General features: G+C 66.4%; 13 protein-coding genes. 11 read left to right on the forward strand and 2 right to left on the reverse strand.

The window, feature by feature from the left end; all coding sequences use genetic code 11:
* Positions 1-72 precede the first annotated feature (72 nt).
* From ACO05N_RS01725 to ACO05N_RS01740, 4 genes are all read left to right on the forward strand, one after another.
* On the forward strand, positions 73-1,323 hold the full coding sequence (locus ACO05N_RS01725; protein WP_422058683.1) for an N-acetylmuramoyl-L-alanine amidase: 1,251 nt from the start codon (positions 73-75) through the stop codon (positions 1,321-1,323).
* A gap of 123 nt (positions 1,324-1,446) precedes the next feature.
* Complete coding sequence (locus ACO05N_RS01730; protein WP_422055482.1) at positions 1,447-3,951, forward strand: penicillin-binding protein 1A; 2,505 nt, start codon at positions 1,447-1,449, stop codon at positions 3,949-3,951.
* A gap of 110 nt (positions 3,952-4,061) precedes the next feature.
* Positions 4,062-5,189: a peptide chain release factor 2 gene (gene prfB, locus ACO05N_RS01735; RefSeq protein ID WP_422055483.1), complete on the forward strand. Its 1,128-nt coding sequence runs from the start codon at positions 4,062-4,064 to the stop codon at positions 5,187-5,189.
* Complete coding sequence (locus ACO05N_RS01740; protein WP_422055484.1) at positions 5,186-5,947, forward strand: class I SAM-dependent methyltransferase; 762 nt, start codon at positions 5,186-5,188, stop codon at positions 5,945-5,947. Before prfB ends, ACO05N_RS01740 begins: the two co-directional genes overlap by 4 nt.
* Before the next feature lie 3 nt (positions 5,948-5,950).
* Here the strand turns inward: ACO05N_RS01740 and ACO05N_RS01745 are convergent, their stop codons facing one another.
* The gene (locus ACO05N_RS01745; RefSeq protein ID WP_422055485.1) at positions 5,951-6,340 is read right to left on the reverse strand and encodes a JAB domain-containing protein; all 390 of its coding nucleotides are present in this window, start codon (positions 6,338-6,340) and stop codon (positions 5,951-5,953) included.
* A gap of 135 nt (positions 6,341-6,475) precedes the next feature.
* On the opposite strand from ACO05N_RS01745, the gene ACO05N_RS01750 reads away from it, so the two are divergent.
* The 7 genes from ACO05N_RS01750 (at position 6,476) to ACO05N_RS01780 (ending at position 14,096) form a co-directional block, all read left to right on the forward strand.
* Positions 6,476-7,270 (forward strand): thymidylate synthase, encoded by a 795-nt coding sequence (locus ACO05N_RS01750; protein WP_422055486.1) that lies wholly within the window; start codon positions 6,476-6,478, stop codon positions 7,268-7,270.
* Positions 7,267-7,743, forward strand: coding sequence for a dihydrofolate reductase (locus ACO05N_RS01755; protein ID WP_422055487.1), 477 nt, complete (start codon positions 7,267-7,269; stop codon positions 7,741-7,743). Before ACO05N_RS01750 ends, ACO05N_RS01755 begins: the two co-directional genes overlap by 4 nt.
* A 113-nt stretch (positions 7,744-7,856) precedes the next feature.
* Positions 7,857-9,029 carry a dipeptidase gene (locus ACO05N_RS01760; protein ID WP_422055488.1) on the forward strand — a complete coding sequence of 391 codons (1,173 nt, stop codon included), beginning with the start codon at positions 7,857-7,859 and terminating at the stop codon, positions 9,027-9,029.
* Positions 9,030-9,068: 39 nt separating this feature from the next.
* Positions 9,069-9,998, forward strand: a complete 930-nt coding sequence (locus ACO05N_RS01765) for a bifunctional riboflavin kinase/FAD synthetase (protein ID WP_422055489.1) — start codon at positions 9,069-9,071, stop codon at positions 9,996-9,998.
* A 153-nt stretch (positions 9,999-10,151) separates the two neighbouring features.
* Positions 10,152-13,106, forward strand: a complete 2,955-nt coding sequence (locus tag ACO05N_RS01770) for an isoleucine--tRNA ligase (protein WP_422055490.1) — start codon at positions 10,152-10,154, stop codon at positions 13,104-13,106.
* Between the two features lie 14 nt (positions 13,107-13,120).
* Positions 13,121-13,645 (forward strand): signal peptidase II, encoded by a 525-nt coding sequence (lspA, locus tag ACO05N_RS01775; protein ID WP_422055491.1) that lies wholly within the window; start codon positions 13,121-13,123, stop codon positions 13,643-13,645.
* Positions 13,638-14,096 (forward strand): DUF3035 domain-containing protein, encoded by a 459-nt coding sequence (locus ACO05N_RS01780; protein WP_422055492.1) that lies wholly within the window; start codon positions 13,638-13,640, stop codon positions 14,094-14,096. Before lspA ends, ACO05N_RS01780 begins: the two co-directional genes overlap by 8 nt.
* A gap of 115 nt (positions 14,097-14,211) precedes the next feature.
* On the opposite strand, the gene ACO05N_RS01785 is transcribed toward ACO05N_RS01780, so the two are convergent.
* Positions 14,212-14,937, reverse strand: coding sequence for a TorF family putative porin (locus tag ACO05N_RS01785; protein ID WP_422055493.1), 726 nt, complete (start codon positions 14,935-14,937; stop codon positions 14,212-14,214).
* Between the last annotated feature and the right edge of the window lie 109 nt (positions 14,938-15,046).

Below are 15,046 nucleotides of genomic sequence, written 5' to 3' on the forward strand. Positions count from 1 at the left end.
GCTTCACCGCGCCGGAAGGTCCGGGTGATTATTCCAATCGGGTCAGGGAGACTTTTTTGTGAGTACATGTGCATGCTTTTGGGCTGGACCCCCCCCAGCCCGGCGCGGCATATCGCCCGGGTGTCTTTTTTCCTGGCCCTTCTCGCCGGCTTTTTGACCGGTGCACCGAGTTGGGCCGGGACCATACGTGCCATCGACGTGCAGTCGAACCGGATCGTCATCCGGTTTGACGAACGGGTCGCCGGTGCCAGCAGCTTTGTCCTCGCGGGTCCCAACCGGATCGCGCTGGACCTGATGGGTGCGCGCCCCGGCGCGGCGCCCGACCTCAACCGTGGTCCGGTCGCAGCCGTGCGACAGGCGGCGCAGGGCGATGGCGCGCGCGTCGTGTTCGACCTTGCCCGGCCGGCGATCGTGACGGACGGCAAGTTCGGCGCCGACGGCTCGACGCTTACACTCGAGCTGCGCACGGTCGATGAAGCGCGCTTTGCCCGCGCCGCTGCCGAAGGGCGGCTGAGCTTCCTCCCGCCATTCAGCTTCGTGCGCGCGTCGACCCGGCACAGTTACAGCGTGTCGGTGCCGGTGCCGCCCAAGCCGATGCCCTTTGCCATGCCGCGCATCTATGGTGCCGACGATGATCGCCCGCTGGTGGTGATCGACCCCGGCCATGGCGGCCATGACCCCGGCGCCATTTCGGCTGACGGCATCCAGGAAAAGGAACTGGCGCTCAAAATCGCCAAGGCGATCCGCGACCAGCTGGTGGAATCGGGCCGGGTGCGCGTCGCGCTGACGCGGGAGGATGACCGCTATCTGGTGCATCGTGATCGGTTCGAGGTCGCCCGTGCGCTGGGTGCGGCACTGTTCATCTCGGTCCATTGCGACGCGGCGCTCCACACCGGCGCGAGCGGAGCGACGGTCTACACCCTGTCCGAAGTGGCGTCTGACAAGGAAGCCGCGCGGCTGGCAGCGCGCGAAAACAAGTCCGACATTCTCGCCGGCATCGACCTGGCGGGCACGAATCGCGACGTTTCGTCGATCCTGATCGACCTCACCCAGCGCGAAACGATGAACGCATCGGCCAAGTTCGCCCGATTGCTGGGGCGCGAAGCGCAGGGGTTGATCCCGGTGAAGGACAATCCGCACCGCATGGCGTCGCTGCTGGTGCTCAAGGCACCCGACATGCCGTCGATCCTGTTCGAGGCGGGCTACATCTCCAACCCCGCCGATGTCGCGCTGCTCAACACCGCCGAGGGGCGCAGGCGCGTGGCACAGAGTGTCGACCGCGCCGTGGCGATCCACTTCGCCACCAGGATGGCGGCGCGGTAGGGCGTTGTCGGCGTTGCCGAGCGGCACGACCGGTTCAGCTTGCTGAACCGAAGCAAAGCGCCCCCTCACCCCGTCGCATCCCCCGCTGGCAAGAGCGCGCATTCCTGCTAAACCCCGCCCGCAATGGCGGACCAGACCCAACCCAATTTCGTGCTCAAATTCACGCGCGAGGACGCCGGCGACCGGTTTGCGGAGATCCGCCGCAAATGGTGGTTCAGGATCCTCGCCTGGCTCGCGCTGCTCGCGGGCGTCGGGACCATCGTGCTATGGGCGCTGTTCCTGCGCGACCTGCCGTCGGTCGACAAGTTGCGCAGCTACGAACCGCCGCTGCCGACCAATATCCGCGCGGGCGACGGCACCCCGCTGCGCAGCTATGCGCGCGACCGGCGGGTCGAACTGTCGTTCGAGGAATATCCCAAGCTGATGGTCGGCGCGTTCCTCTCCGCCGAGGACAAGACTTTTTTCCAGCATAGCGGCGTCGATTATCCGGGACTGGTGCGCGCGGCGTGGCAGGGGCTGACCAGTGGCGAAACGCCGCGCGGCACGTCGACCATTACCCAACAGGTGGCAAAGAACCTGCTGCTGACCAACGAGGTCAGCTACGTCCGCAAGGCGCGCGAGGCGATCCTGGCGTTCCGCATCGAGAACAGCCTGTCCAAGGAACAGATTCTCGAGCTCTACCTCAACCAGATCGCACTGGGGCGTAATGCGTTCGGGGTCGAGGCGGCAGCCAATGCCTATTTCGACAAGAGCGTGCGCGAATTGACGGTCCCGCAATTCGCCTATCTGGCGATTCTGCCCAAGGGCCCGAGCAATTACATGCCCGAGCGGCATGAGAGGCGCGCGATCGAGCGGCGCAACTGGGTGCTCGGGCAGATGCTGGAAAACGGCTATATCGACCGGGCGCAGCATGATGCCGCGGTCGCCGCGCCACTTGGCGCCGTGCCGCGCAAAACGCCCAAGACCGACCCGCTTGGCGGCTATTTCATCGAGGAGGTCCGCCGCCAGCTGATCGACAAGTTTGGTGAGACCGAGGAGTCGGGGCCGTACAGCGTCTATGCCGGCGGGCTTTGGGTGCGCACCTCGTTCGATCCCGAACTGCAAAAGGCCGCGCAAAAGGCGCTGCGCGACGGCCTGATCCGCTACGATCGCGGACGCGGCTGGTCGGGGCCGATGCGTGAGGTGACGATCAGCGGCGACAATTGGCGCAGCGCGCTGCTCAACACCAATATCGACCTGGATTACGAGGATTGGCGCGCCGCGATCGTCATCGCCAAATCGGGCAACAGCGCGCAGCTTGGCTTTGGCAATGGCACGACCGGCGTGCTGCCGCGCGGCGGTGCGCAGATGCCAGTGCGCGGGAAGGGCGGCACTGCCTTTGCCGCCTTGAAGCCAGGCGACGTCGTCGCGGTCGCACCGGAGGGCGGCGTGTTCGGCCTGCGCTCGGTCCCGAAGATATCAGGCGGCATGGTGGTCGAAGACCCACGTTCGGGCCGCATCCTCGCCATGCAGGGCGGGTTCGACGCGACGGTTCAGGCCTTCAACCGCGCAACCCAGGCCCAGCGCCAGCCGGGTTCGACGATCAAGCCGATCGTCTATGCCGCCGCGCTGGAAAACGGAATGACCCCCGCATCGATCATCGTCGACGGCCCTTTCTGCGTGTGGCAGGGCGCGGCGCTGGGCGAGAAATGCTTCCGCAATTTCGGCAACACCCGCGGGGCGGGGCCGCGCACCATGCGCTGGGGCATCGAACAGTCGCGCAACCTGATGACCGTGCAGGCGGCGAACCAGACCGGCATGGACAAGGTGGTCGACCTGATGCAGCGCATCGGCGTCAGCCAGCAGAAGTATCCGCCCTATCTTTCCTATGCGCTGGGCGCGGGCGAGACGACGGTGATGCGGATGGTCAACGCCTATTCGATCTTGGTCAATCACGGCCGCGCGCTCAATCCGACGCTGATCGACTTCGTCCAGAACCGCCATGGCAAGATCGTGTGGCCGGAGAACTGGCGCCCGTGCGACCGCTGCAACATGCCCGATTGGGACGGCAAGCCGATGCCGCGCCCGGTCAATCGCGCGCGCCAGGTGCTCGACGCCATGAGCGCATATCAGATGGTGCACATTACCGAGGGCGTGATCCAGCGCGGCACCGCGACGGTTCTGCGCGACCTTGATCGCCCGATCATGGGCAAGACCGGGACCTCGTCCGGCCCGCGCGACGTGTGGTTCATCGGCGGAACGCCGCAGATGATCGCCGGCCTCTATATGGGCTATGACACGCCGACCAATCTGGGCGGCTATGCGCAGGGCGGCACGATTGCCGCCCCGATCTACAAGGCGTTCGCGCAAAAGGCGCTGGAGAAGGAGGACGTCCTGCCCTTCACCGCGCCGGCCGGCATCCGCATGGTCCGCATCGACCGCACCACCGGCAAGCGCGTGTTCGGCGCCTGGCCCGGCACCGACCCCAAGGGCGCGGTGATCTGGGAAGCGTTCAAGCCGGAAAGCGAACCGCGTCGCCGCAGCCGCCGCGACGAAGAGGCCCCCAAGGCCGAGGTGAAGAAGAAAGCGGTGCAACGAGACGGGCCGCGCGACAGCGATTTCTTGCAACGCGAGGGCGGAATCTATTAGCGGCATCGTTGCCCCGGCGAACGCCGGGGCCTCGTGCCTCACGCCGCGCGCTTGCGGCTGGAGACCCCAGCGTTCGCTGGGATGACGGATTGTTTGAAAGGTCAATTACAATGCGCGCCGAAGCGCAGGCTCATGCCGACAAGATCAACGCCGCGCTCGCACTGCTGCGCCGCTTCATCGACTGGGACAAGGCGCTGCGCCGGCTCGACGAGCTGAACGCACGAGTCGAGGACCCGACCCTGTGGGACAAGCCCCGCGAGGCGCAGGAGGTGATGCGCGAGCGCCGCCGCCTCGACGAATCGATCACCGCGACTCGCGCGATCGAACGCGAGCTGGCCGAGACCAGCGAGCTGATCGAAATGGCCGACGCCGAGGGCGATGAGGAGATGGCGAGCGAGGGCACGCAGGCGCTCGCCGCGCTCGCCGCGCGCGCCGAGCAGGACAAGGTGAAGGCACTGCTGTCGGGCGAGGCCGATGGCAACGACACCTATCTCGAAGTCCATTCGGGCGCGGGCGGGACCGAGAGTCAGGACTGGGCCGAGATGCTGCAGCGCATGTACACGCGCTGGGCCGAGCGTCATGGCTTCAAGGTCGAGCTGATGGACTATCACGCCGGCGAGCAGGCCGGGATCAAGTCGGCGACGCTGCTGATCAAGGGCGAAAATGCCTATGGCTATGCCAAGACCGAGAGCGGCGTGCACCGCCTGGTGCGCATCTCGCCGTACGACAGCTCGGCGCGGCGGCACACCAGCTTCTCGTCGGTGTGGGTCTATCCGGTGATCGACGATTCGATCGATATCGAGATCAACGAAAGCGACCTGAAGATCGACACCTATCGCGCATCCGGCGCGGGCGGGCAGCACGTCAACACCACCGATTCGGCGGTGCGCATCACCCACGTGCCCAGCGGCATCATCGTCGCCAGCCAGCAGGACCGGTCGCAGCACAAGAACCGCGCGACCGCGATGGGCATGCTAAAGGCACGGCTGTACGAAGCGGAGCTCGCCAAGCGCGAGGCGGCGGCGCTGGGCGAGTATACCGCCAAGACCGAGATCGGCTGGGGCCACCAGATCCGCTCCTATGTCCTCCAGCCCTATCAGCTGGTGAAGGACCTGCGCACCGGCGTCACCTCGACCGCCCCGTCGGATGTGCTCGACGGGGCACTCGACCCGTTCATGGCAGCTGCGCTATCACAGCGCGTGACCGGCGAAACGGTCGAGGTGGAGGACGTCGATTGAGACTGGCCGGCGCTGCGTTGTTCCTGACCCCGGCGCTGCTGATCGCCGGGTGTGACGAGACGCGCCCGCGCCCTCAGCCCGAGCCGAGCGAAGAGCTGGCCTTTCCCGCCGCCGACCGCCCGGTTGCGCCGATCGTGTCGTCGCGCTGGTCGACCGAAGAGGCGCGCGACCGGCTGAACGAAGCCGATACCGTCATGAACATGGCGGATATCCGCCCCGGCACCACCGTCGCCGATATCGGCGCGGGCGAGGGCTATTACACCGTTCGCCTGGCGGCGCGTGTCGGTGCCAAGGGCAGGGTGCTGGCACAGGACATCGTGCCCGAAGTGCGCGACGCGCTGGCGCAGCGCGTGGCACGCGACCGGCTCGACAATGTCAGCGTGCGGCTGGGCGAGCCGGACGACCCCAAGCTGCCCGACAACAGCTTCGACCGCGTGTTCATGGTGCATATGTATCACGAGATCGAGGAGCCCTATGAATTCCTGTGGCGGATGCGCACGTCGCTGCGCCGCGACGGGCTGGTGGTCGTGGTCGATGCGGATCGTGCGACCGAAAATCACGGTACGCCGCGCGCCCTGCTGAAATGCGAGTTCGCCGCGGTCGGTTATCGACAGGTGGCGATTCGCGACATGCCGTCGGCCGGCGGTTATCTGGCGATGTTCAAGGCAGAAGGACCGCGCCCCGAACCCTCGGCAATCCGCCCCTGCCCCAACCGCCCGAGAGCAAGCGCGACCGGCAAGCCGATGGGCGACGAATAGGGGTCAGAGCAACCCCGCCGCCTGGAAACTCCACGTCGCGCCCCCTCGCCCCACCACCACATGATCGACCAGCCGCGTGTCCACCGCCGCGAGCGCGCGGGCAATGCGGGTAGTCACCACGCGGTCGGCGCGGCTGGGCCAGGCTTCGCCGAACGGATGGTTGTGCGCCATCACCACCCGCGCCGCATCCAGCAGCACCGCATCGGCGACGATCCGGCGCAGCGGCAGTTCCACCGCATCGCTCCAGGGTGAGGTGATGCGGCGCGCGCCGATCACGGCCCCGCGCGAGTCGCAAAATGCAAAGACTGCAAGCTCGTGCCGCGCATCGGCGATCTCGGCAGCAAGGCGGCTGGCCAGCACGTCGGGGGAAGCTTCCGGGGAAAGAACGGACAACGCGCCAGCCATACGTCGAGCGTCGCGCGCCGCCGCTGCCGGGTCGAGCGCAACTGCGTCCGCGATGGCGGGACTTCACACCAAAATGGTGAGACCGCGCTTGGCGGCTCCGGGACGCTCGGCTAGGCTCGGGCGATGCGGCAATATCTCGACCTGATGGAACGCGCGCTGCGCCATGGCGCGGTGCAGAATGACCGGACCGGCGTGGGCACGCGCAGCGTGTTCGGCCACCAGATGCGTTTCGACCTTGGCGAAGGCTTTCCGCTGCTGACGACCAAGAAACTGCACATCCGGTCGATCTTCATCGAATTGCTGTGGTTCCTGCGCGGCGACACCAATGTGAAGTGGCTGCAGGACCGGCGGGTCAGCATCTGGGACGAATGGGCGGACGACAATGGCGGTCTCGGCCCCGTCTATGGCAAGCAGTGGCGCGACTGGGAGGCGCCGGACGGCCGGCATATCGACCAGATCAAGGAGCTGATCGAGACGCTGAAGACCAGCCCCGCGTCGCGCCGGATGATCGTATCCGCCTGGAATCCCGGTGAATTGCACGCGATGGCGCTGGCGCCGTGCCACTGCCTGTTCCAGTGCCATGTCGCCAACGGCAAGCTGTCGCTGCAGCTGTATCAGCGCAGCGCCGACATCTTCCTGGGCGTGCCGTTCAACATCGCGAGCTATGCGCTGCTGACCCATATGCTGGCGCAGCAATGCGATCTGGAGGTGGGCGAGTTCATCTGGACCGGGGGCGATTGCCACCTCTACTCCAACCATGTCGAACAGGCGGAGCTGCAGCTGACGCGCACGCCGGGGCCGCCGCCGCGCCTGGAGATTCTGCGCCGTCCGCCGTCGATCGACGCCTATGAGTTCGAGGATTTCGTGCTGCACGATTATGTCGCGCAGCCGCATATCAAGGGCGCGGTGGCGGTTTGATCACCTTTCATCTGGCGCGGGCGGAAAATGGGGTCATCGGGGTCGATGGCGACCTGCCGTGGCGGCTGCCCGCGGACCTCAAGCGGTTCAAAGCGCAGACCATGGGCAAGCCGATGGTGATGGGGCGCAAGACGTTCGAGGGGTTTCCGGCCCCCCTGCCCGGCCGTCGCCACATCGTCCTGACCCGCGATCCGAATTGGCGCGCGGAGGGGGCGGAGGTGGTGCATTCGGTCGCGGAGGCGCTGGAAATCGCGGGTGACGGCGATGTCGCGGTAATTGGCGGGGCGGAGATTTTCGCGCTGTTTCTGCCACTTGCCGAGCGGATCGAGCTGACCGAGGTGCATGCGTCGCCCGCCGGGGACGCGGTGGTGCCGGCGTTCGGGGCGGAGTGGCGTGAAGTCGCGCGCGAGGATCATGCCGCCGAGGGCGAGCGGCCTGCCTATAGTTTCGTTACCCTCACCCGCGCTCCCTGATTGCCACCCCGGCCTTGTGCCGGGGTCCACAGTGCCGCAAAACCTTAAGTGATCGGATGCGCGGCACGGTGGATGCCGGACCAAGTCCGGCATGACGAAGGGGGGATTTGGCGATGCGGAAATGGATTTGGGGTGCGATTGCCCTGATCGCGGTGGCGTTGTTCGCCTTTTTCGCCTTTGCCCCCGGCTATGTCGAAAAAGGGATGAATCAAGTCGTCGCGACCAAGTTGCCGACCGTGTCCGATTCCACCCGCAAACTGCACGCAGGTCTCCAGATCGCGGACATGCATGAGGACACGTTACTGTGGAAACGCGACGTACTGGAGCGCGCGTCGCGCGGCCATGTCGACCTGCCCCGGCTGATCGAGGGAAATGTCGCGCTGCAGATCTTCTCGTCGGTGACCAAGACGCCGAAGGGGCAGAATTACGACGCCAACAGCGCGGAGACCGACAATATAACCATGCTCGCGGTCGCGCAGCTGCAGCCGCCGCGCACCTGGACCTCGCTGCTCGAACGCTCGCTGTTCCATGCGCAGAAGCTGGAGCGCGCGGCGGCGCGGTCGGAGGGGCGGCTGCACGTCATCCGATCCCCCGGCGAGCTCGATGTGCTGCTCGCGGCGCGCGCGGCGGGGCAGAAGGCGGTCGGCGGGCTGCTGTCGATCGAGGGGCTGCAGAATATGGAGGGCAAGCTCGAGAACCTCGATCGGCTCTACAGTGCCGGGTTCCGCATGGCGGGCCTAGTCCATTTCTTCGACAATGAGATCGCCGGGTCGATGCATGGCGAGCAAAAGGGCGGGCTGACCCCGCTCGGCCGCCAGACGGTGCGGCGGATGGAGCAGCTCGGCATGATTGTCGACATCGCGCATTCGAGCCACGCGACGGTCGCCGAAGTGCTCAAGATCGCCAGGCGCCCGGTCGTCTCGAGCCACGGCGGCGTGCAGGCGGTGTGCAAGGTCAACCGCAACCTGAGCGACGAGGAGATTCGCGGCGTGGCGAAAACCGGCGGGGTGGTCGGAATCGGTTACTGGGACGCGGCGATCTGTGGCACCGAACCGGAGAAGGTCGCCGCCGCGATCGCGCATGTCCGCGATCTGGTGGGGATCGACCATGTCGGGCTGGGGTCGGACTTCGACGGAGCGGTGACGACGGGGTTCGATACGGCGCAGCTGATCTATGTGACGCAGGCTTTGGTCGATCGCGGGTTTACGCCGGAGGAGATCGGCAAGGTGATGGGCGGCAATGTGCTGCGCGTCCTGCGCGCGGGGATGGTGCCGGGGAGGATTTGAAATTTGCACGCTTCGTCCTTCGCACTATAGCCCCCGCGCATGGAGCGGCTGGACGGAGCGGCTTCGGTCCCCGCGAACCTGCGCGGCGGGATCGTTGCGCTGGGGAATTTCGATGGCTTTCACCGCGGCCACCAAGCGGTGGTGGGTCGCGCCGTGGCGCGTGCGCGCGATGAGGGGCGTCCGGTCATCGTCGCGACGTTCGACCCGCATCCGGTGCGCCATTTCCGGCCCGACACTCCGCCGTTTCGCCTGACCACGCTGGACCAGCGCGCGCGGCTGTTTGCCGCAGCGGGCGCCGACGCGATGCTGGTGTTCGGGTTCGACGCCGCCCTTGCCAGCCTGTCGGCGCGCGAATTCGCGCAGCAGCGGCTGGTCGACCTGATCGGCGCGGGGGGCGTCGTCACGGGCGAGGACTTTACCTTTGGCAAGGGGCGCGACGGCAACGTCGCGGTGCTCGCGGAACTCGGCGCGGAGATGGGGTTCAGCGTCGATACGGTTTCGCCGGTCGCGGCGGAGGGTGAGGTGGTGTCGTCGAGCCGCATCCGCGACGCGCTGCGCGAAGGGCGTCCGCGCGAGGCGGCGGCGCTGTTGACGCGGCCATTTGCGATTCAAGGCGTGGTCGAGGGCGGGGCAAAGCTGGGCCGACAGCTGGGCTATCCGACCGCCAATATCCGCATCGGTGCCTATCTGCGCCCGCGCTATGGCGTCTATGCGGTGCGCGGGCGGCTGGCGGATGGCCGGGTGCTGGATGGCGTGGCGAATTTCGGGATTCGCCCGATGATCGACCCGCCCGAGGAGCTGCTCGAGCCCTATTTCTTCGACTTTTCGGGCGATCTTTACGGCCAGATGGTCGAGGTGCAGCTGATCGACTTTCTGCGCGACGAGGCCAAGTACAACGATCTCGATGCGCTGAAGGCGCAGATTGCGCGCGATTGCGAGGATGCGAAGGCCGCGCTGCGAATTACCTGACTCCCCTCCCGCCTGCGGGAGGGGTCGGGGGAGGGCATGTCCCCGCAACGGTTCGCTTGCAGTCGCGCGACAGGCCCTCCCCTAGCCCCTCCCGCAAGCGGGAGGGGAACGCTCTTTCCGCCCCGCCCGCTTTCCTCTAATCGGCGCAGACCCATGACCGACACCAACGACACGCAGCGCGACTGGCGCGACACCGTCTTCCTGCCGAAGACCGATTTTCCGATGAAGGCGGGGCTTGCCGCCAAGGAGCCGGAAATCCTGGCGCGCTGGGAAAAACTCGGCCTCTATCACCGCCTGCGCGAGCAGCGCGCGGGGCGTGAACGCTTCATCCTGCACGATGGCCCGCCCTATGCGAATGGCGACATTCACATGGGCCATGCGATGAACAAGATCCTCAAGGACATCATCGTTCGCAGCCAGTCGTTGATGGGCAAGGACGCGCCCTATGTCCCCGGCTGGGACTGTCACGGCCTGCCGATCGAGTGGAAGATCGAGGAAGCGTATCGCGCGAAGAAGCTGAACAAGGACGAGGTGCCGGCGGCGGAATTCCGCGCCGAATGCCGCGCCTATGCCGAGAAATGGGTCGCGGTGCAGCGCGGGCAGTTCGAGCGGCTGGGCGTGATGGGCGATTGGGACGATCCCTATCTGACTATGAAGTTCGACGCCGAGGCGACGATCGCGGGCGAATTGCTGAAGTTCGCGGAGAGCGGCCAGCTGTATCGCGGGGCCAAGCCGGTGATGTGGTCGCCGGTCGAAAAGACCGCGCTGGCCGAGGCCGAGGTTGAATATGAGGATGTGGTGTCGACGCAGATCGACGTCGCGTTCGAGATTGTCGATGCGCCGAACGCGCCGGAGCTGGTCGGCGCGCATGCGGTGATCTGGACGACCACGCCGTGGACGATCCCGGTGAACCAGGCTTTGGCCTATGGGCCTGAGGTTACCTACACCGTACTAAACTATGACGGCCGAAAATACGTCGTGGCGAGCGATCTGCTGGAAAGCTTCTGGAAGCGTATCGAGCAACACCGTTACAGCGACTACGACACGCCCGATGGGCCTTCGGGAATCCGCATTCTCGGATCGAGCGCATTTGAAGGGGCCACCGCCCGCCACCCTATGCACCATCTCGGCGGGTTCTTCGCCAGACCCCGTCCGTTCCTGCCCGGCGAGTTCGTCACCACCGACGCCGGTACCGGCCTCGTCCATATGGCCCCCGATCATGGCGAGGACGATTTCCTGCTGTGCAAGGCGCATGGCATCGAACCCGTCTTCGCGGTCGATGATGCGGGGATGTACCGCGCCGACTGGCTGTGGCTGGGCGGTCAGGGATCGGTGATCAACAAGAAGTTCGTGGCATCCGACGGGCCGATCTGCACCGATTTGCGCGCCGCGGGGGCGCTGCTCGCCGCGTCGGACGATTTCGCGCACAGCTATCCGCACAGCTGGCGGTCGAAGGCGAAGATCATCTTCCGCTGCACGCCGCAGTGGTTCATTCCGATGGATGGGAGCCGTTCGTCGGTCGCCCCAGCGAAAGCTGGGGCCTCAGGCGAGAGCGCGGGACAGGAGCCGCACGAGACCCCAGCTTTCGCTGGGGTGACGGGGAGAGACGTTGCCGCCGAACTGCCCGGCTTTGCAGCGGACGCCGGATTCGGCCCGATCGTGAACCCGGCGCACGGCAACGCCCCCACCCTGCGCAACCTCGCGCTCGACGCCATCGAACGCACCCGCTGGGTGCCGGAGAAGAGCCGCAACCGCATCCATGCGATGGTCGAGGGGCGGCCGGACTGGGTGATCTCGCGCCAGCGTGCGTGGGGCGTGCCGATCCCGCTTTATGTCCACCGCCAGAGCGGCGATTATCTGCGCGACGAAGCCGTGAACGCGCGCATCCTCGACGCCTTCCGCGCGGGGGGTGCCGATGCGTGGTTCGGGGCGGATCATCAGGCGTTGCTCGGGCCGGACTATGATCTGGCCGATTATGAGGTCGTCAACGACATCCTCGACGTGTGGTTCGACAGCGGATCGACGCACAGCTTCGTGATCGAGGCGCGGTACGGCGCTGGCGTGCGCGCCAACCTGTATCTCGAAGGGTCGGACCAGCATCGCGGCTGGTTCCAGTCGTCGCTGCTCGAGAGCGCGGGGACGCGCGGGCGCGCGCCCTATGACGCGGTGCTGACGCATGGCTTCGCGCTCGACGGGCAGGGGCGCAAGATGTCCAAGAGCCTCGGCAATGTCGTTGATCCGCTCAAGATCATCGGCGAGAGCGGCGCGGACATCCTGCGGCTGTGGGTCGCGCAGACCGATTATTTCGAGGATGTGCGCATCGGCAAGGAGGTGCTGGCGGGCACGGGCGACGCGTATCGCAAGATCCGCAACACCTTCCGCTATCTGCTCGGCGCGCTCGATGGCTTCACCGATGCCGAGAAGGTCGCGGTCGAGAAGATGCCGGAGCTGGAGCTGTATGTGCTCCACAAGCTCGGCATGCTCGATGTCGAGCTGAAGGCGGCGGCTGAGGCTTACGAGTTCAACCGCTATGCCCGCGCGCTGTCGGACTTCATGAATGAGGACCTGTCGGCCTTCTTCTTCGATATCCGTAAGGATTGCCTCTACTGCGACGCGGCGGATAGCCCGAAGCGGCGGGCGTATCGCACGGTGCTCGACACGCTGTTCCACGCGCTGGTGCGCTATGCCGCGCCGATCCTGGCGTTCACTGCCGAGGAAGTGTGGCAGGCGCGATTCCCGTCCGAGGACGGATCGGTCCATTTCCTCGAATGGCCCGACCTCCCCGCGCTGCCCGGCGACGATCTGGTCACCACCGAGTGGGAGGATATCCGTCGCCAGCGCGAGGCGGTGACCGAGGCGATCGAGCCGCTGCGGCGCGAAAAGGTGATTCGCTCCAGCCTGGAGGCCGAGGTCACGGTGCCGAACCTGCTGCGTCCGGCGGCAGAGCTGGCCGAGGTGTTCATCGTTGCCGATGTCCATTACGGGTCGGACGACGGCGTTGCGGTCAAGCGGACCGAGCACAAGAAGTGCGGCCGGTGCTGGCGTCTGCTTCCGGAGGTTGAAGCCGATGGCATGCTGTGCCACCGCTGCGACTCGGTAGTTTCCTGAAAGACATGGGGTCCATGAACCGCAACCGCACGATCGGCTTCGTCCTCGCCCTGCTGATCTTTGTCGCCGATCAGGCAATGAAGGCATGGGTGGTCGAGGGGCTGGGCATCGACGCGCCGGGCAAGGCGATCGAGGTCGTATCCTTTTTCGACCTGCGCTTCGTCGCCAATATCGGGGTGTCGCTGGGCCTGCTGGCCGCGGAGACCGATACGATGCGCTGGGCGCTGGTCGCGCTGACCGCCGCGATCGCCGGCGGCGTGGGCTGGTGGATGCTCAAGGAGCAGAACCGCCACGACATGCTGGCGCTGGCGCTGGTGCTGGGCGGCGCGTTGGGGAACATCGTCGATCGCGTGCGCTTTGGCTATGTCGTCGACTATGCCGATCTGCACTTTGGCGAATGGCGCCCTTTTTTGGTCTTTAACGTCGCCGATGCTGCGATTACCATCGGCGTCCTGATCCTGCTCATCCGGGCGCTGTTCGTGCGTGAGAAACCCAAGGCCGATGACACCGGCGCCCCTGTGGAGAATGCCAATGCGTAAGTCCGTGCTTGTTGTCGCTGTATGCGGCGCGGCGACCCTGCTCGCCAGCTGCGGCAGCAGCCTGTTGGGCGACCGCAAGCGTCCCGACGAATTTGCCGTTGCGCGTCAGGCGCCGCTGGTGATTCCGCCCGACTTCGCCATGCGCCCGCCCCAGCCGGGTGCGCCGCGTCCGCAGGATGCCGGTGGCCCGGCGCAGCAGGCGCTGGACGCGCTGTTCGGTGGCAGCGCACCGCGCAGCGCGACCGAGCGCGCGGCGCTCGACGCAGCCGGCGCGCGCACGGGCGCCGATGTCGGCATCCGCTCGGGCGTGGGCAGCCCCGACACCGCCGTGGTGGACAAGGGCAGCACGACCCGCGACATCGTCGCCGCGCCGCAGGGCGATGGCCGCGATGCACAGACCCAGGCAGGCAGCACCCCTGCCCCGGCCGCTTCGCCGACGCCGCAGAACTGATCCGCCCGCTTCTTCCCTTCCCTACTGGGAGGGGTCTTGCGACGGTAACGCAAACAGCAAAAGGGCCGCGGAACCAGTGTTCCGCGGCCCTTCGCTTTGTCCGGTACGGGTTGGCTTAGAAAGCCGCGCCGAGCGTGAACAGCACTGCGCCGTCCGCGCCGACCGATTCCTTGTACCCGCCGAGCGTCGGTGCATCGGTGTTGACGTACGACACGCCCAGCGTCAGCGCCTTCCAGCTGACTTCGGCGCCGATCGAATAGTCGAGCACTTCACCGTCGAGACCGCCGAGGAAGCTGTCGCTCTTGGCATAGCCCAGATGCGCCTTGAGCTTCAGCGGGGTTTCCGGGATGCCGACGGCGGCATCGGTGTAGACATAGACCGCGCTCTTGTCAGCGAGCGCGTCCTGGCCGCCCCACGCCCAGGCGACGCCGCCCTTCAGCGTGGCCGGACCGACGGTGCCGGTGAGCGAGAAATAAGGCTCGAAGATCGTGGTGTCCGACGAACCCGGGTAGAAATAGCCGGTGACGCCGATATCGGCGGTCAGGCCCGACGCCACTTCCTTGGCAAAACCGGCGAACACGTCGATCTCGGTGCCGTTGTTGAACCCGATGCCCGAGCCCCAGGTGCCGACATAGACGCCGCTTTCGTGCGCGACGGTGAAGCCGCCCTGGATGGTCGCTTCTTCGTTGGTCTGGCTGAAGCCGCGGAAGCGATAGTCGCTGACGACGGTCGCCGAACCGGTGATGGTGAAGGCGTCGGGCGCCTCGGTTTCCTGCGCGAATGCAGGGGTAGCGGTGGCGGCGAGCAGCAGCGCGCCGGCGATGGACTTGGTGAAACGCATGGGATCCCTTTCGTCTTGGTGCGATTTCGGTCCCCACCTGCAGTGACAGGGCTGCCGCATTTGGCTCGGAACCTGCGTTCCGGCGCGGCTATCGCCTCCCACCGAGAGA

Source organism: Sphingomonas sp., from assembly GCF_965227385.1.
GTDB lineage: Bacteria > Pseudomonadota > Alphaproteobacteria > Sphingomonadales > Sphingomonadaceae > Sphingomonas.

Bases quoted from the DNA above. Each gene is read 5' to 3' on its own strand.
- ACO05N_RS01725 (WP_422058683.1), top strand. From the start codon at position 73: ATGCTTTTGGGCTGGACCCCCCCCAGCCCGGCGCGGCATATCGCCCGG.
- ACO05N_RS01730 (WP_422055482.1), top strand. From the start codon at position 1,447: ATGGCGGACCAGACCCAACCCAATTTCGTGCTCAAATTCACGCGCGAG.
- prfB (WP_422055483.1), top strand. From the start codon at position 4,062: ATGCGCGCCGAAGCGCAGGCTCATGCCGACAAGATCAACGCCGCGCTC.
- ACO05N_RS01750 (WP_422055486.1), top strand. From the start codon at position 6,476: ATGCGGCAATATCTCGACCTGATGGAACGCGCGCTGCGCCATGGCGCG.
- ACO05N_RS01760 (WP_422055488.1), top strand. From the start codon at position 7,857: ATGCGGAAATGGATTTGGGGTGCGATTGCCCTGATCGCGGTGGCGTTG.
- ACO05N_RS01765 (WP_422055489.1), top strand. From the start codon at position 9,069: ATGGAGCGGCTGGACGGAGCGGCTTCGGTCCCCGCGAACCTGCGCGGC.
- ACO05N_RS01770 (WP_422055490.1), top strand. From the start codon at position 10,152: ATGACCGACACCAACGACACGCAGCGCGACTGGCGCGACACCGTCTTC.
- lspA (WP_422055491.1), top strand. From the start codon at position 13,121: ATGAACCGCAACCGCACGATCGGCTTCGTCCTCGCCCTGCTGATCTTT.
- ACO05N_RS01780 (WP_422055492.1), top strand. From the start codon at position 13,638: ATGCGTAAGTCCGTGCTTGTTGTCGCTGTATGCGGCGCGGCGACCCTG.
- ACO05N_RS01785 (WP_422055493.1), bottom strand. From the start codon at position 14,937: ATGCGTTTCACCAAGTCCATCGCCGGCGCGCTGCTGCTCGCCGCCACC.